The 16,546-nt window shown below is 69.4% G+C and carries 15 protein-coding genes and 1 tRNA gene; 11 read left to right on the forward strand and 5 right to left on the reverse strand.

The genetic code is table 11. The features are described 5' to 3' along the window. Positions 1-50: 50 nt before the first annotated feature. A complete protein-coding gene (locus ACFYO0_RS16695) occupies positions 51-914 on the reverse strand; it encodes a hypothetical protein (protein ID WP_388675820.1) in 864 nt (287 codons plus the stop codon). A 431-nt stretch (positions 915-1,345) separates the two neighbouring features. Between ACFYO0_RS16695 and ACFYO0_RS16700 the strand changes: the two genes are divergently transcribed. The 7 genes from ACFYO0_RS16700 (at position 1,346) to ACFYO0_RS16730 (ending at position 8,611) form a co-directional block, all read left to right on the forward strand. Then, complete coding sequence (locus ACFYO0_RS16700; RefSeq protein WP_388675822.1) at positions 1,346-2,116, forward strand: TetR/AcrR family transcriptional regulator; 771 nt, start codon at positions 1,346-1,348, stop codon at positions 2,114-2,116. 336 nt (positions 2,117-2,452) lie between these two features. Further along, positions 2,453-3,844, forward strand: coding sequence for a type III glutamate--ammonia ligase (gene glnT / locus ACFYO0_RS16705; RefSeq protein WP_388675825.1), 1,392 nt, complete (start codon positions 2,453-2,455; stop codon positions 3,842-3,844). Between the two features lie 13 nt (positions 3,845-3,857). Beyond that, the gene (locus tag ACFYO0_RS16710) at positions 3,858-4,718 is read left to right on the forward strand and encodes a creatininase family protein (protein WP_388675828.1); all 861 of its coding nucleotides are present in this window, start codon (positions 3,858-3,860) and stop codon (positions 4,716-4,718) included. Between the two features lie 170 nt (positions 4,719-4,888). After that, on the forward strand, positions 4,889-5,911 hold the full coding sequence (locus tag ACFYO0_RS16715) for an ABC transporter substrate-binding protein (RefSeq protein WP_388675830.1): 1,023 nt from the start codon (positions 4,889-4,891) through the stop codon (positions 5,909-5,911). Next, positions 5,908-6,798, forward strand: a complete 891-nt coding sequence (locus ACFYO0_RS16720; protein WP_388675833.1) for an ABC transporter permease — start codon at positions 5,908-5,910, stop codon at positions 6,796-6,798. The genes ACFYO0_RS16715 and ACFYO0_RS16720 overlap by 4 nt, the downstream gene beginning before the upstream one ends. Next, positions 6,786-7,574, forward strand: coding sequence for an ABC transporter ATP-binding protein (locus ACFYO0_RS16725; RefSeq protein WP_388675836.1), 789 nt, complete (start codon positions 6,786-6,788; stop codon positions 7,572-7,574). The genes ACFYO0_RS16720 and ACFYO0_RS16725 overlap by 13 nt, the downstream gene beginning before the upstream one ends. 212 nt (positions 7,575-7,786) lie before the next feature. Further along, complete coding sequence (locus tag ACFYO0_RS16730) at positions 7,787-8,611, forward strand: N-acyl homoserine lactonase family protein (protein ID WP_388675838.1); 825 nt, start codon at positions 7,787-7,789, stop codon at positions 8,609-8,611. Between the two features lie 403 nt (positions 8,612-9,014). On the opposite strand, the gene ACFYO0_RS16735 is transcribed toward ACFYO0_RS16730, so the two are convergent. Continuing rightward, positions 9,015-9,099 (reverse strand) — tRNA-Leu (locus ACFYO0_RS16735). Between the two features lie 186 nt (positions 9,100-9,285). Here ACFYO0_RS16735 and ACFYO0_RS16740 point away from each other — a divergent pair. The 3 genes from ACFYO0_RS16740 to ACFYO0_RS16750 all read left to right on the forward strand — a co-directional run bounded on the left by ACFYO0_RS16740 (position 9,286) and on the right by ACFYO0_RS16750 (position 11,883). After that, the gene (locus ACFYO0_RS16740; protein WP_388675841.1) at positions 9,286-10,611 is read left to right on the forward strand and encodes a M20/M25/M40 family metallo-hydrolase; all 1,326 of its coding nucleotides are present in this window, start codon (positions 9,286-9,288) and stop codon (positions 10,609-10,611) included. Positions 10,612-10,783: 172 nt separating this feature from the next. Continuing rightward, the gene (gene chpH / locus ACFYO0_RS16745) at positions 10,784-11,017 is read left to right on the forward strand and encodes a chaplin ChpH (RefSeq protein ID WP_386344430.1); all 234 of its coding nucleotides are present in this window, start codon (positions 10,784-10,786) and stop codon (positions 11,015-11,017) included. Positions 11,018-11,166: 149 nt separating this feature from the next. Further along, positions 11,167-11,883 (forward strand): chaplin, encoded by a 717-nt coding sequence (locus ACFYO0_RS16750; protein WP_388675844.1) that lies wholly within the window; start codon positions 11,167-11,169, stop codon positions 11,881-11,883. Between the two features lie 83 nt (positions 11,884-11,966). Here ACFYO0_RS16750 and ACFYO0_RS16755 read toward each other — a convergent pair whose 3' ends face one another. After that, positions 11,967-12,155 (reverse strand): DUF5703 family protein, encoded by a 189-nt coding sequence (locus ACFYO0_RS16755; RefSeq protein WP_033323315.1) that lies wholly within the window; start codon positions 12,153-12,155, stop codon positions 11,967-11,969. 47 nt (positions 12,156-12,202) lie between these two features. Here ACFYO0_RS16755 and ACFYO0_RS16760 point away from each other — a divergent pair, with 47 nt between their 5' ends. Next, complete coding sequence (locus ACFYO0_RS16760) at positions 12,203-12,916, forward strand: hypothetical protein (protein ID WP_388675846.1); 714 nt, start codon at positions 12,203-12,205, stop codon at positions 12,914-12,916. Positions 12,917-13,202: 286 nt separating this feature from the next. Here ACFYO0_RS16760 and ACFYO0_RS16765 read toward each other — a convergent pair whose 3' ends face one another. Both ACFYO0_RS16765 and ACFYO0_RS16770 read right to left on the reverse strand, forming a co-directional pair. Next, on the reverse strand, positions 13,203-15,554 hold the full coding sequence (locus ACFYO0_RS16765; RefSeq protein WP_388675848.1) for an ATP-binding domain-containing protein: 2,352 nt from the start codon (positions 15,552-15,554) through the stop codon (positions 13,203-13,205). Then, entirely contained in the window at positions 15,551-16,534 is a 984-nt protein-coding gene (locus tag ACFYO0_RS16770) for an aldo/keto reductase (protein ID WP_344393456.1), read from the reverse strand. The genes ACFYO0_RS16765 and ACFYO0_RS16770 overlap by 4 nt, the downstream gene beginning before the upstream one ends. Between the last annotated feature and the right edge of the window lie 12 nt (positions 16,535-16,546).

Consider the following 16,546-nt stretch of genomic DNA (forward strand, 5'->3'; position numbering starts at 1 on the left):
TCCTCGACTGCGCAGGAGAAAGAGTGCTGCGACCGTCGGCGGTGTGTTTTCTAGCACGGCCCTCTCGCCGCGAGGAGAGACCCCGGCCCTTCGCAATCGACGATCTCCCAGACCAGCGGGACGACAGTGCCGCCGGCGTCGACGTCCTGCACGCACAGACAGTCCTTTCCGTCCGTGGTGGGCAGCATCGGGAAGGGGCGCCCCTCGCGATGCGGCAGCGTGGAGCGCAGGACCTGCCAACGCCCGTCCGCCACCCGGCCCAGCGAGACCTCACAGTCGAGCAGCTCTCGTGCCCTGGCGAGCGAGGCGGCTCCGAGTACTCGGTCCGCGAGGCTCTCGGTGCCGGTCAAAGGCTCGTGGCGGTCGCGGGCGTACAGGAACCACGAACCCACCCGGACAAGTATTCCTGCCAGGCCATCGAGCCGTCCGTGCAGCCGGGCGGCTGCGGCGTCGGTGCGATCTCGTTCCCCCGCCTGCCAGTGCTCACGGTAGGCCGCGTACCGCCCTTCCTCGACGATGACGCCGTCGACCGGGTGCGGACTCGTTCGATCCACAAGGGCGCCGTCCGCCGTGTTGAGACTCCCCACGTCGGGAAAAGGGCCGGGCGGTTGGAAGTCGATCTCGCGATGCCAGGTGAACAAGCCGTCGCCGTACTGCAACTCGCCGGCGAACGCCTCCTGGGCGGCGAGCGAGAGAAGGTGATCCTGACCCAGGTTGTGCAGACCCAGCACCCCGCGGTGGCGGGGATACCCCGGGGGCTGGCGCAGGTCGCCGTAGAGCGAGGAGCCCTGGACCCAGGTGACGTTGGTCTCCGCGTCGCGGGTTCCGTCCGGCCGGACGAGCAGTGCACGCTGCCACACGCCGACCAGGGCGTCGGCGGCGGGGCGGTACTCGGGCATGGGTCCTCCGGTCATGCGGGGCGCCAGTGCCGGGGCGGGGGCCGGACGTGCGGGGGGTGGGGGCGGGCACGGCGTACACAGTGCCCGGCCGCGCGGCGGGGGCGGTGACGATGCGCGCGTGAAGCCCCGCGAGCCGCGGTGGCAGGCGTCAGAGAGCAAACAGCCTGGATGTTGCGCTCACGGCAACGCAGGGTTACGGATGCGCCGGCCACGTGCCCCCCCACAACTGCGAGCCGTGCCCCCTCAGTCCCTCAAAGGCCGACATCAGGCACCGAAACGTGAGCTTCACACCGCACAGGTACTATGCCGGCCGTAGGGGCGTTGAGATCACCGTCGGAGCCGGGGACAGCACAGATGTCCTCCTCCGGAGCTCCGCCTCCGACCCGAGCTGTACGTGATCTCGGTGCGCTGGTGTGTCGCGGACCGACCTGGTGGGAGAGGCGTAATTGAAGCCGGAGAGTGACGACGGGGCAGGTGCGGCGGCCGGTGGTGGACGCCGCGTCGGGCGGCCACGAACCTCCGGTCCGTCGCCGGACGCTCCGCCCCGCGATGTGATCGTCTCCGTCGCGGCGCGGTTGTTCGCCGAGAAGGGGTACTCCGGAACGACCATGACGGCGATCGCGCGGGCAGCGGGGCTGAAGCAGCAGTCGCTCTACTACTGGTTCCCGCGCAAGGAGCAGGTCCTTCAGGCCACTCTCGCCGTCAACCGGGTGTCTCTCGACTTCATCGACCGCCTGCAATCCGTCCCGGACTCTCCGGCGCTCAAGCTCTACCGCCTGGTGCGATACGACACGCTGCAGCTCTGTCTGTCCCCGGTGGATTTCAACGAGATCGAACAGCTCGCTGCGAAGCAGCCCGACGCCTTCGCCGGCTTCTGGCGTGACTACGATCGCCTCGTGCGGTGGGTGGTGGCATTCATCGAGGACGGTGTCGCACAGGGGCAGTTGCTGCCCGTCGATATAGAGCTCACCGCACTCGGTCTGCTGACTTTCGACGAAGGCATGCAGAAGCGCTTTCGGCATCGCGCCCAGCACCGTCTCGACTCGGAGATCCCCTTCCGCTACGGGGACTACAGCGCCGTCGACTATGCGGACTTCGTCGCCGTGACATCAATCCGGTCGCTGCTCGCGCAACCTGGTGAAGTCCGGATCATTCAGCAGCAGGCGGCACGGTACGAGGACTCCCCTCCGCCGGACGGCCGCCGCGCCGAAGCCTGACAGCACGCAGGGGCCACGGGAGTTACCTGTCACAGGGAGTGCGACGCCGCGGCTCTGCGAGGCGGTCGCGTCTTCTCGGCACTGTTCGCCCAACACGCCCCGAAGTGCGCAGAACCGCACTCATGACGGTGTGCCCTGCCCTGGCACCTGTGTCCGCTGCTGACGGCTGCCGACTCAGCGGAAAATCGATACGCCACAGAAACTCACCGGAAACCGCCCGTCCGTACGTTTCCGGCCACGAGATGAACGATCGGCCATTTCGGATTCCTCCTCTCCCCGCAGGTCACCGTGCACAGCTGCGACCCGTGACCCGCTACCGAAGGGCATCAGGCAGACGTGGACATCACTCTCACCACCAAGCGCCAACCCTTGCCGTACGGCGATCAGCCGGTTGACGTCAGCACGGTGCGCTCGGAGTTGGCCGGGGCGGGTGTCCGATACGCCGCCATCAGCTTCGTGGACATGCACGGGAAGCCGAAGGCGAAGGTCGTCCCGCTCGGCCATCTCGACGGTGCCGCGTCCGGCTCCGAACTCTTCACCGGGGCGGCCCTTGACGGGGTGCCTCAGGAGGTCAACGACGACGAGGTCGCTGCGGTGCCCGACCTGGCGCGCGGTATCGCCGTGCCTTGGCAGCAGGACATCACATGGTTCCCGAGCGATCTGTGGTTGAACGGCGCGACGTTCGAGGCGTGCAGCCGCCAGATCCTGAAGCGGTCACAGGCGCGGGCCGCCGAACTCGGCTTCGTGTGCAACGTGGGAATAGAGACCGAGTTCTTCATCCTGCGAGACGGCGAGAACGGTCCGGAACCCGTCGAGGAGTCCGATTCCCTTGCCAAGCCCTGCTATGACCTGCGAACCCTGTTGCGGTCCTTCCCGGTCGTCGACGAACTCGTCACCGCCATGAACGCCCTCGGCTGGGGCGTGTACTCCTTCGATCACGAGGACGGCAACGGCCAGTTCGAGATCGACTTCGCCTACACCGACGCACTCGGCATGGCCGATCGCCTCACCTTCTTCAAGCTCATGCTGGGCGAGATCACGCGCCGCCACGGTGTCTACGGGTCGTTCATGCCGAAGCCGTTCGCCAATCAGACCGGCAGCGGCGCCCACATGAACATGTCGCTGGCAGACGGAGAGGGAACGAACCTCTTCGAGGAACCCGCCGATCCTCGCGGCTGCGGACTCTCCACGCTCGGATACCAGTTCATCGCCGGCGTCCTTCGCCACGCCAGAAGCATCAGCGCCGTGATCGCTCCCACCGTCAACAGCTACAAGCGCCTGGTCAAGTCGGGCAGTCTGTCCGGATTCACCTGGGCCCCGGTGTTCGCCGCCTACGGCGACAACAACCGTACGAACATGCTGCGGATCCCCATGGGCGGCGGGCGGGTCGAGTGCCGGGCCGCGGACGCGGCGATGAATCCGTATCTGGCCACCGCCCTGGTACTCGCAGCCGGGCTGGAGGGCATCCGGGAGGACCTCGACCCCGGCCTGCCCAACACGGACAACCTGTACCTGCTGTCCGAGACGGAACTGTCGGCACGCGGCATCTCCTCGCTTCCGCGCAACCTGCTGGAAGCCATGGAGGCCTTTCAGGAGGACTCACTGTGCCAGGAGGTGATGGGCCCTCAGATGCATGCGGCATTCGTCCAGGAGAAGCTTCGGGAGTGGGAGGAGTATCACGCCCACATATCCCAGTGGGAACGCGACCGCTACCTGAAGTTCTTCTGACGGCGCCGGGCCAATGGAGACATCGGACGACGCCATGGACGCCGTGACATCGTGGGAGAACCTGACAGGTCCGGCCATCGGCGACCTGCTCGCTGCGGACCCCGACCATGTCGCGTTGATACCGGTCGGCGCGACCGAGCAGCACGGGCCCCATCTGCCGACCGCAACCGACACGATCATCGCGCAGGCCATCTGCGACCGGGTGAGCGCGGCCACCGGCGCGCTCGTGCTGCCCGCCATCAGCATCGGAGTCAGCAGGTGGCACGGCACGCAGTTCCCGGGAACGCTGTCACTCACCCCGGACACGCTGCGCGCGATCGTCGAGGCCTACGCCGAGTGGGCGAGTCATTCCGGGATCCGGCGAATCCTCCTGGTCAACGGCCACGTGGGCAACACCGCGGTACTGCGAGTGGCCATCGACGACATCCGCTGCAGTCGACCGGACCTGTACATCGGGCTGCGCGAATGGTGGACGACCGATCCGACCGTGGCCGCGGAAGTCAGTGCCGACGCGGCGGACTGGCACGGAAACCGGGCCGAGACCTCGCTGATGTACGTACTCGCCCCGCACCTCGTGGACCAGGAGGCAGCGAGCGGTGCCGACGACCCCGACCGCACCGCGGACCTGGTCTTCAGTCACCCCGCCGGACACGTCACCCGTAACGGCGTGACGGGCCGCCCCTCGGAGGCGTCGGCCGCGCTCGGCCGGACGCTCCTGGCAAGGGTGGTCGGCGCCCTCGTCCAGACCGTCGAACGTGGCCGGTTGGAGTCGCCGCCGCTGGCCGGAGCGACAGCCCCACCATCCACCTCGTATCCCGCGCAGCCGCCCCCGCCTCGGCCGGTCCGAGCGGTTCGTCCATCCGGCACACCGTAATTGACCAGCCAGAACGCGGGGCTCAATTGCCGCACCACGTATGTCTGCGGCGAGGAGGGAAACGCTCGGAGCCCGACGAGGCCCCGACCGCCCCGACATCGACGGCACGCTCTTCGGTCCACTCAGGTCCACACAGCACCACAACGCGAAGCTAAGAAAGGAACAGCGCGATGAAGAGAAGAACGCTCATCCAGGCGGCTCTGGGCCTCGGCCTTGCCGCCGCCTCACCTACCCTGACGGCCTGCGGCTCGGCCGAATCGGACACGTCCGCCGGCAGCGGCGGCGAGAAGATCACCCTCGGATTCAGCGCCTGGCCGGGGTGGTTCCCCTGGCAGGTGGCCGACGAAAAGGGGCTGTTCACCAAGAACGGCATCCAGGTGGAACTGAAGTATTTCGACAGCTACACCGACAGCCTCAACGCGATGGCCACCGGCAGCATCAACGCCAACAGCCAGACCCTCAACGACACCCTCGCCTCGGTGGCCGGCGGGTCTCAGCAGACCATCGTGCTGACCAATGACAACTCCACCGGCAACGACGCGATCATCGCCCGTCAGGGTATCGAAACCGTCGCTGATCTCAAGGGCAAGACGGTCGCCGCGGAACAGGGCACCGTCGACCACTTCCTGCTGCTCCTGGCGCTGGAGAAGGCCGGACTGTCCGAGAAGGACGTGAACTTCAAACCCCTTCCCACCGACGCCGCCGCGGCGGCGTTCGCCGCCGGGAAGGTCGACGCCGTGGGAGTGTTCGCGCCGTTCACCACGACGGCCCTGAAGCTCAAGGGCAGCAAGGTGATCGCCTCGTCCAGGGACTTCCCCGGTTCCATCCCCGACCACACCGTCGTCTCACCCGAACTGGCCAAGAACAGCCCCAAGACGGTCCAGGCGCTGGTGGACACATGGTTCGAGACGCTCGACTGGATCACGGCTCACCACGACGAGGCCGTGGCCATCATGGCCAAGCGAGGCGGGGTGAGCGTCGCCGACTACGAGGCCTACGACGAGGGCACGACGCTGTTCGGCACCAAGGCCAACATCGAGGCATTCACCCCCGGCAGCGCCGACGCCAACCTCGATTACCAGGCCAAGAAGATCGCCGACTTCCTGGTCAGCAGCAAGCTGGTCGACACGGCGCCGAAGCTGGACGGGCTGCTCGACCCGACCTTCATCAAGAAGGCGAGCACCGCGGGATGAGCCCTGCCGAAGGACTCACCTCCACCGCGCGGACCCGGAATCTCACCCAGGAAACGCGCGGCCGCTCCGACTGGCCGGAACTGCCCCTCCGTCCCGCACCATCGGCTCGCAGATGGCTGGCACCGGGCCGCGAGATCTCCTCGGCGGCTCGGTGGGTGCTGCGGACCGTCTCCGTCCTGGCCCCCCTGGGGGCGTGGGTGGCGTTGAGCGCGACCAAGACGGTGGATCCCACCTTCCTGCCCTCTCCCGTCGCGGTGTGGCAGGCCGGCGTGGAGATGGCCCGCTCCGGCGAACTGCTCACCGACACGATGGCCAGCGTCCGGCGGGTGCTGTTCGGCTTCGGCCTGGCGCTGGCGATCTCCGTTCCGCTGGGCTTCGCCATGGGCATTTGGCGATGGGCCCTCGCGCTGCTGGAGCCGGCCGTCGGGCTCGTGCGCTATTGGCCGGCCAGCGCCTTCGTCCCCCTCCTGATCATTTGGCTGGGACTGGGCGAACCGTCCAAGCTGATGGTCCTCGTCCTCGGCGTGGTGTTCTTCAACATCCTGATGGTCGCCGACGTGGTACGGCAGGTGCCGCGTCGGCTGCTGGAGGTGTCGAGCACGCTCGGGGCGGGTCCGGGCGTGCTGATCCGCAAGGTGATCCTGCCGCACGCGCTGCCCGGCATCATCGACGCTGCCCGGGTCAACGCCGCGGCAGCCTGGAACTTTCTGGTGATCGCCGAACTCTTCGCGGCGACTTCGGGGCTCGGATACCGGATCATCCGGTCCCAGCGTTTCCTGCAGACCGACCGTATCTTCGCGGTCCTGGTCGTGATCGGAGTGATCGGCATCGTGATGGACGTGGGATTGCGGCTGCTGCGCGACAGAGTGGGGAGGTGGACGGTTTGACCCCGGGGTTGCTGCTGACCGGCGTGGTGAAGGACTTTCCGGTCGCCGGCGGTACGCAGCGGGTGCTGGAGGGCATCGACATCTCCGTCACACCCGGTGAGTTCGTGTGTGTGGTGGGCGCGAGCGGGTCGGGCAAGTCCACGCTGCTCTCTCTGATCGCCGGCCTCGCGGCGCCGACGGAAGGTTCGATCACCTTGGACGAGGAGCCGGTCACAGGGCCGGGACCGGACCGGGGGCTGGTTTTCCAGACGGGAGAGCTGTTTCCCTGGCGCACGGTTGCGGACAACGTCGGGTTCGGGCTGGAACTGCTGCGGATTCCCCGAGCCGAGCGCGCCGCACGGGTCGCCTGGTATCTGGAGGAGGTCGGTCTCACCGCCTACGCCGACACTCTGCCCGGCAAGCTGTCTGGCGGGCAGCGGCAACGGGTGGCCATCGCCCGCGCCTTGGCCTGCGAACCGCATGTCCTGCTGCTGGACGAGCCGTTCGGAGCGCTGGACGTGCAGACCAAGGAGGACATGCAGATCTTCCTCCGTAAGGTCTGGCAGGACACCGGTACAACCGTGGTCATGGTCACGCACGACGTCGAAGAGGCCGTATTCCTGGCGCAGCGGGTGCTCGTACTCGCCAGCAACCCGGGGCGGGTGGCCTCCGAGATGGCCGTCGACCTGCCCGCGGAGCGCTCGCTCACGGACCGGCGCACCGCGGAGTTCCTCGGGATGCGCACCGTGATCGAGGACCTCGTCCGCGACCAGCACTCCTCCGTCGTCAGTGGCTGACTCCGACGTCGTGTCGTCGCTCCCGGCCGGCGGGACGGCCCGATATCGGACATGGACCGACTCCGGGACAACTTGGCCGACGGTGCTCCGGTGGCGAACGTGATCCCGGTCGGCGCAGGGCCGTCGGCCCCACCGCCGGGTTCATCGACCGGTGTGTACGGTCGGGTCGGCCGTGCCGAACGCCAGTCGGTGCAAGAGAGGGAGACAGAGACATGTCGAGTGGCGTACGGGAGATCGTGCTGCTCACCCTGGGCTGGGAAGATCTGCCGAAGTCGGTATCGGTGCACGGAGCGTCGCCCGAGCAGCGTCTACGCGAACCGGTTCCCGGCGTGCTGCTGCACTGCGACGGCGGCTGGCTGCTGCTGGACACCGGCTTCAACACGGCGCTGATCAACGACCCGGCGCTACGTCGGAGGTTCCACGGCCGGCCGGACTTCCGGGCGATTCTGCCCGGCCCGGGAGAGCCGTTGGAGGAGGCACTGGCCAGGGCGGGCATCGGCATCGACGAGATCCATGCTGTCGGCCTGAGCCATCTGCACTACGACCACGCAGGCGGGCTGAAGCATTTCGCCGGCCGCGTACCGGTCCACGTACAGCGCAGGGAACTGGACTACGGGCTGTCCGGCTCACCCGCACCCGAGCAGCACGCGATATACCGGGTCGATTTCGACGACCCCTCGATCGACTGGCGTACCGCTGATGGTGACGCCGAGATCGCGCCGGGAGTGACTGCGGTACTCACGGCCGGGCACACTCCGGGACATCAGAGCTTCGTGGTGGATCTGGACGCGTCGGTGGGCGGTGGCGGGTTCGTCTTTGCTTTCGACGCGGCGGACTTGACGGAGAACATCGAACAGGAACTGCCCGTCGGTGGCGCAGTGGACGTCGATCCGGAAGCCACCGTGGAACCGATTCGTCAGCTCAAGCGAATCGCTGCCGAGCGCGGATACCGCCTGGTCCCGGGACACGACCCGGTGGTTTGGCCGACGCTCACTTCGGAACTCGCCACCTACTTCGCAGGAGTGCGCCGTCGCTGAGACCGGACGAGCCAAGACACCATCAGGGTGCGGGTATGTCGGTCACTGCCCCTGTCGCTCGGCTCTCCGGTGTCTGTCCCCTCTGACCGGTCCGGACTTCCTCTCATGGCCGGTATCTCAGCGAGCTCCGGAGAACCACCGGTTGGCTCGATCTCCGCGGGCATGACACGGATGCCCTGGATCTTGGTCAGTTCATCGCGTCGGGCGGTGATGTACAGGTCGCCGTCGGCGTCGCTGTAGCCGAGGTCACCGGGCTGGACGACGGGCTCGCGCGGCGGCGGGCGCAGCCCGGTATGCGGCTCGAAGTTGCGCGAGGTGGCTCTGACCAACCCCCGCAACCCCGGAAAACAGCTCGTGCGGGCCGAGGCTCAGCTCGACCCGCACAAGTTGGGGATACGGTCAGTGTCCGAGGGGGGACTTGAACCCCCACGCCCGATAAAGGGCACTAGCACCTCAAGCTAGCGCGTCTGCCATTCCGCCACCCGGACAAGGTGTAGGTCGTGCGGGGATGACCCCGCGGCGACAGAGGAAACATTACCAGGCTTCCGAAGGCTCCCGATCACAGGCCCGCGGGGTGTGAACCCCGTGTGACGGGCCGGTCCCGGCCTTGGGCGGGGCGGGTCCGAGAGGGAGGATGAGGGGGAGAGGCAGCAGTGACCGTGGGAGGCAGCAGCGTGAGTGAGTCGGATACGGCCAGGAGCATCACCGGTGAGGACGAGGTCGTCGACCTCTGCCGCGAGCTGATCCAGATCGACACCAGCAATTACGGCGACCACTCGGGCCCGGGTGAGCGCAGGGCCGCCGAGTACGTCGCCGAGAAGCTCGCCGAGGTGGGGCTCGAACCGCAGATCTTCGAGTCGCACAAGGGTCGCGCCTCCACAGTCGTCCGGATCGAGGGCGAGGACCGATCGCGGCCCGGGCTGCTCATCCACGGCCACACCGACGTCGTACCCGCCAACGCCTCGGACTGGACCCACCACCCCTTCTCCGGCGAGATCGCGGACGGCTGTGTGTGGGGCCGGGGCGCCGTCGACATGAAGGACATGGACGCGATGACCCTCGCGGTCGTACGCGACCGGCTGCGCGGCGGACGCAAGCCGCCCCGTGACCTCGTGCTGGCCTTCCTGGCGGACGAGGAGGCCGGCGGCAAGTTCGGCGCGAAGCACCTCGTCGCCAAGCACCCGGACCTCTTCGAGGGCGTGACCGAGGGGATCGGCGAGGTCGGCGGATTCTCCTTCACCGTCAACGAGAAGCTGCGGCTGTATCTCGTCGAGACCGCCCAGAAGGGCATGCACTGGATGAAGCTGACCGTGGACGGCACCGCCGGACACGGTTCGATGATCCACCGGGACAACGCCATCACCGAACTCTCCGAAGCCGTCGGGCGGCTCGGCCGGCACAAGTTCCCGGTGCGCGTGACGAAGACACTGCGGCACTTCCTCGACGAGCTGGGCGACGCCCTCGGCACCGAGCTCGATCCGGAGAACATGGACGAGACGCTCGCCAAGCTCGGCGGCATCGCCAAGCTCATCGGCGCCTCGCTGCAGAACACCGCCAACCCGACGCAACTGGGCGCCGGTTACAAGGTGAACGTGATTCCGGGCCAGGCGACCGCGCACGTCGACGGCCGCTATCTGCCGGGCTACGAGGAGGAGTTCCTCGCCGACCTGGACCGGATCCTCGGCCCTCAGGTGAAGCGGGAGGACGTGCACGCCGACAAGGCGCTGGAGACCACCTTCGACGGGGCCATCGTCGACGCCATGCAGACCGCGCTGTCCGCCGAGGACCCGATCGCGCGCGCCGTGCCGTACATGCTCTCGGCGGGCACGGACGCCAAGTCCTTCGACGACCTCGGCATCCGCTGCTTCGGTTTCGCCCCGCTGAAGCTTCCGCCGGAGCTGGACTTCGCGGGCATGTTCCACGGTGTCGACGAGCGGGTGCCGGTCGATGCCCTGAAGTTCGGCGTGCGGGTGCTGGACCGCTTCATCGAGGCGTCCTGAACAACGACCTGTCCGGAATTAACGCGCTGAAACGAAACTCCAATAATCGCCAGCGCGTGCGGAGTTGACTGAGAAGGGTGAATGCGCTCATAGGCTCGTAGCCCTATTACTCCCTCCTCGTTACAGGTGATGCGATCCGCGACCAGGATCGCATTGCCAACAAGGAGGAATAATGATCAAGAAGGTCGTCGCTGCTGCGGCTGCCACTGGTGGCCTCGTTCTCGCTGGTGCGGGAGTTGCGGCTGCCGACGCGGGTGCTCAGGGGGCTGCCATGCACTCGCCCGGCGTGCTTTCGGGCAACGTCGTTCAGGCGCCGGTCCACGTGCAGTCGAACGTGTGCGGCAACACGGTCTCTGTGATCGGGCTGCTGAACCCCGCCTTCGGCAACACCTGCATCAACGCGTGACGTTGCGCTTCACCCCCAAGAGGGTCTGAGTCCGCGGCCCCGGAGTGCGCGCCACGCACTCCGGGGCCGCCGGGCATTCCGCATTCCGCATTCCGCGTACGCGCACTGGGCGCGTGCGCATTCCTGAAGCAACAAGGCAGGGAAAAGCTATGCGACAGGTCACCCGCAAGGGCCTGATGACCGTGGCGGCAGCCACCGGCGTCCTGGCCGTCACCGGCGGTTACGCACACGCCGACTCGGGCGCGAACGGCTCCTCCTCCGACTCCTCGGGCGTGCTCTCGGGGAACTCGGTGGAGGTACCGGTCGACGTGCAGGCGAACGTCTGCGGCAACACCGTGAACGTGGTCGGGCTGCTCAACCCGGCGGTCGGCAACAGCTGCGCCAACGAGGACGGGGGTTCCGACAACTCCTCCGGCAGCGGCTCGCAGACCGGCGGACACACCAGTGACTCATCCGGCATCGGCTCCGGCAACCATGTGCAGGCCCCGGTGGACGTGCCGGTCAACGTCTGCGGCAACGGTGTCAACGTCGGCGGTATCGGCAACGAAGCCGCGGGCAACGACTGCGCCAACACCGGGGGCGATCACGAGACGTCGCCTCCCGGCCACGGGGAGCAGACGCCTCCGGGCAACCCCGGCGACCAGGAACAGCCGGGCACGCCGCAGCAGCCGCCGTCCGCGGACGAGGAGCGGGTGGGCGCCTCGAAGCCGAACAACCCGGACACCCAGGCCGTTGCGCAGCCCAAGGGTGCCGCGCAGCTCGCGGCGACCGGCAGCGAGCTGCCGATCGGCCTCGTGCTGCCGGTGGGCGCGGGCGCGCTGCTGATGGGCGCCGTGCTCTACCGCAAGGCTCGGGCCGCGGCGTAACACGGCACGGAAAGCACCGACCACCTGCCGAAACGGAGCGGGCCCCGCGACCGCGGGGCCCGCTCCGTTTCAGCCACTCAGTGTCACCACGTGGCACGCACCTGGCGGATGATCCGCCGCCGCAACCGCACCCTGCGGCTGCCGTCGGGGTGCAGGCTGAGGCGGTCCAACTCCCAGTGTCCGTACTCCGCATGGTCCGTCAGTAGACGCGTCGTTTCCTTGCGGGAGACCCCGCGCGGCACGTACACGTCGACAAATTCGTATTCCGGCATCGCATCTATTGTGCGGGCAGAGGCCCGGTACGGATAGCGTCTGCACTATGTCTGATGCTGCGCAGCCCACCGCTGCCGAGGTACGCGCCGCCGCCGAGGCGATCAAGACTGCGCTCGACCGCCACCTTGCGGCGGTCGAGCGCAGGTCGGGGGAGGACGACCCGGCCGTCTACGAGGCGTTCAACGAGTTGGCTTCGGCCGCCGAGGAGTACGACGAGCTCCTCTACGACCTCTATGACGAGGTCACGCCCTTCGAGATCCCCGGTACGGAAGACACCCTGCCGCCGTACACCGGGCCCGAGGAGCCGAACGCGCTGAGCGTGCTGATCCGCCGCGACTACGCAGTCGTGGAACCGCAGCGCCTGCTGGCGCAGGCCCAGCGGGTGGAGGCCGTGGAGGAGTCGGGGGCGGCGGCCGCGGGCTTCGACGCGGCGGCCGGCACCGTGCACGGTGCGCTGGGCGTGCTGTTCGGCGAGTTCGAGCCGGACGAAATCGCTTCCCGGCACAAGGAGTTCGGCCTGGAGGAAGGTGACTCCACGCTGTGGGTCACCGCGGCGGACGAACCGTCCGAGCCCGGCGAATGGCTGGACGCCCCCTTCGAGGGGGCGGATCCCCAGCGGATCGTCTGCCGCTTCGACGTCAGCGCGGTCTTCGACGAGGAGCCCGAAGACGACCTGGACGACAGCAGCTCGAACGGCCGCGGTCCGGCTCACGGTGCAGGGCTGGACGACGACCTGGAGCCGCTGGACGCGGATCGCTGAGCAGGTTCGCGGAGGGTTCGCACGGGTGGCGGTCACGGGCTGTTGGGTCTGTGACCGCCACCGGTGTTTGGTGGCTGAGGTGCGGGTCGGGAGGCACACCCACACCCCCTGCACGGCTCGGCCGCTCGGGCAGGAGTCCGGCGCGGTGGGGACCGCGGGCGCCCGGCCGTCGGCCATCTCGCCGCCCGGTCGGCCCGGGGCGGTCGGCCCGGGGCGGTGGGCCCCGGCCGGTATCGCGTGCGATGTCGGCGGCACCGTGAGCGCCGCGGCCACCACTCGTGCGGGATCAGCCTGCCGTCGGGACCTGCGCCTTGAGCAGGGTGGGCAGCCGGGTCGTGCGAGGCTTGGCCGGGATGTCCGCCACTGCCTGGGGCAGGGCCTGTTCTACGCCGTGGACCACGGAGAGGTGGCGTTGGGCGCGACCGAAGGCCGTGTAGATCCAGGGTCTGGTCAGGGTCTGGGCTGCGTCGCCGGGCAGGACCACGATCACGGCGGGCCAGCGCCGGCCGACCGCCTGGTGGGCGGTGAGCGCCCAGCCGTGGCGTACGGCCTGCTCGACCCGCTCCTTCGGCACGACCACGGGGGCGCCCGCGCACTCCAGGTGCAGGCCCTCGGCGTCGGCCTTCACCACGTGGCCGGACGCCGTACGGCCCGGAGCGGGCGTGTAGGCGATCCGGTCGCCGGGGTCGAAGCCGCCGAAGCGGCCCGGGCCCGGGTTGAGCCGCTCCTTCAGCGCGGCGTTCAGCACCCGGGTGCCTGCCGCGCCGCCATGGCCCGGCGTGATCACCTGGGTCTGCTCCGCCGGGATCCCGATCGCCCGTGGCACCGAGTCCGCGACCAGCTGCACGGTGCGGTGCACCGCCTCGCCGGCGTCGCGCACCGGGACGATCACCACCTCCTTGCCGGGGGCCTCCACCTGGTTCAGCTCGCCCACGCCGATGCCCGAGACCAGCTCACCGATCGGGCCGGGGTCCGGTGTCCGCGAGGCGACTTGCGGGCACACCCGCGCCGCGAGCAGATCGGCGAAGACGCGCCCGGGCCCCACCGACCACAGGACTCCGGGGTCACCGCTCAGCACAAGCCGCGCCCCGTCGGGCAGCGACTCGGCCAGCATCGCCGCGCTCTCCACGTCCAGCTGGGGGGCGTCCAGCACGACCAGCAGATCGGTCCGCAGCAGGCCGTCCGCGTCCCGGCCAGGTCCCTCGGCCCCGGACAGCAGACCCGCGACGGTGGCCACGGTTTCCTGGGGCTCGGCTGTCGGCTCCCGCTGCTCGGCTCGCGCGAGCAGTGCCGCGAACCGCTGCCGTCCGTCCACGCTGTGCGTGGCCGCGCACACCCGCAGACCCATCGCCCGGGCAGCGGCGACCAGGGCCGCGGGTTCCGCGCGGGACGCCTCGCCGCCGGTGTGGAGCACGATGCCGTGTCCCGCGACGGCACGGATCAGTTCCGCGGCGGAGCCCGTCGCGGCCGACTCCCAGTCGCCGGCCGAACCGTCCTCCTTGGGCAGCGAGTTGACCACGCGCGCGAGCCCGTCGGCGAGGCTCTCCTCGGCGAGCGCGTACCGCTCCAGGCCGACGAGGACGCGTACCGGCCGCTCCTGCTCACCCTCCTCGGCCTCGTCACCGGACTGCCTGGACGCCGTCGGCGCGCCGGGCTCGTCCAGCGCGTCCTGGAACACCAGGGCGTCACCCTCGGCGATGGCGCTCTGCACGGCTGCGTCCGGATCCGGCACGGCGCGCTGCGCGAGCGCGGTGCTGAGCGCGGGGGCTTCCAGGGCGGTGTGCCCGACGAGGGCCGCCTGTTCCAGGAGCCATACGGTGACCGCCCGGCCCCGACGCTCGTCTCCGGGCCCGCACTCCGCGCCCAGCAGCGCCCTGGCGAACCCGTCCGCCTGCTCCGGCCGCACCCCCGCCACACGCAGCAACTGCCAGGGATCCTCGCGCAGTTGTCCGTCCGCTCCCTCCCCGAGGGCCGCGGTGACCTGCGGCGCGAGCGCTTCGGGTGCGCCACCTTCGAGGAGTACGGCCCGTACGGCGTCGACGGCCTCGGCCGGCACCGGTGCGGCGGCGGACGAGGTCACGGGCTGCGGCCGTCGAACCGGCTCGGGCGCGACCCTGCGCGGCGTCGGCTCAGCCTCGCTGAAGACGCTGTCCCCGGGCTTCTCCCCACTCTCCACCGCACGCACGGCCGCGAGCAGATCGGCCGCCGCCCCGCTCAGCTTCGTCCCGCTCTCGACGGCCCCCTTCTTCTCGGCCTTCCGCCGCTCGATCCGCTCCCGCAACTCCCGCTGCGCGGCCAATTCGGCCTCGGTTTCGGACAGTTCACCGGCCGCGGCGGCTTCCCCCGCAGCGCCTGAGGACCCCTCCTCCGAGCCCTCACTGCGGGCCGCGGCGTCGCCCTCACCGGAATCGCTGTCCGGGGCAGCGCTGCCCTCGACGTCCCCGCGACCGCCCCCGGCACCGGCCGGATCAACGGCGCCCGCCGCCCCCTCGCCCGAGGCACCCTTCTCCGCCCCAGGCTCCCCAACCTCGGGCGCCCCCGCCCCGGCGCCCGACTCGGCCCCCGGGCCGACGTTCGGCGCCCCCGGCTCGGCTTCCTCCGCGGGAGCGGATTGCGCGGCAGCGGGATCCGTGGTCACAGCGTGCTCCAGTCGTGATCGGGATAGCGGTGCACGGGCGCCGACACATCGTCGAGCGCTCGGCAGATCTCGTCAGGAAGACTAAGGGCCTCCACTGACAACGCGGCCGTGAGCTGCAGTGCGTTGCGCGCCCCGATGATGGGGGCGGCGACGCCGGGCCGGTCGCGGACCCATGCGAGGGCCACCTGCAGCGGTGTCACCGCGAGCCCGTCCGCGGCGGTCGTCACCGCATCCACGATGCTGCTCGCCGCTTCGTCCAGATACGGCGCGACGAACGGCGCCAGGTGCTCCGACGCACCCCGGGAGTCCGCGGGCGTGCCGCTGCGGTACTTGCCCGTCAGCACGCCCCGGCCCAGGGGCGAAGACGGGAGCAGCCCGATGCCCAGGTCCATGGCCGCGGGCAGCACTTCGCGTTCGACGCCGCGCTGCAGCAGGGAGTACTCCATCTGCGTGCTGGACAGCCGGGTCCGTATCCCGGGCGCCGCGAGCTGCCAGGTCGCCGCCTTGGCGAGCTGCCAGCCACAGAAGTTGGACACCCCGGCATACCGGGCGCGACCGCTGCTGACCGCGAGGTCGAGGGCCTGCAGGGTCTCCTCCAGCGGCGTCTCGGGATCGAAGGCGTGGACCTGCCAAAGATCCACATAGTCCGTGCCGAGCCGCGCCAGCGAGGCGTCGAGCGCGGAGAGCAGATGCCCGCGCGAACCGTCGAAGCGCCGGTCCGGGTCCGGCACGCTCCCCGCCTTCGTCGAGATCACCAGGTCCCGGCGCGGCACCAGCCCCTCCATGAGCTGCCCGAGCAGATACTCGGCCTCCCCGTCGCCGTACACATCCGCCGTGTCGACGAGGGTGCCGCCCGCCTCCCAGAACGCCTTCAACAGGTCCGCGGCGTCGTGCTCGTCGGTGTCCCGGCCCCAGGTGAGGGTGCCGAGTCCGATCCTGGACACACGCAGGCCGGTACGGCCGAGATGCCTCTGCTCCATGTCGGCTGAGAT

Source organism: Streptomyces sp. NPDC006365, from assembly GCF_042870755.1.
In the GTDB taxonomy this organism is placed as follows: Bacteria; Actinomycetota; Actinomycetes; order Streptomycetales; family Streptomycetaceae; genus Streptomyces; species Streptomyces xiangluensis.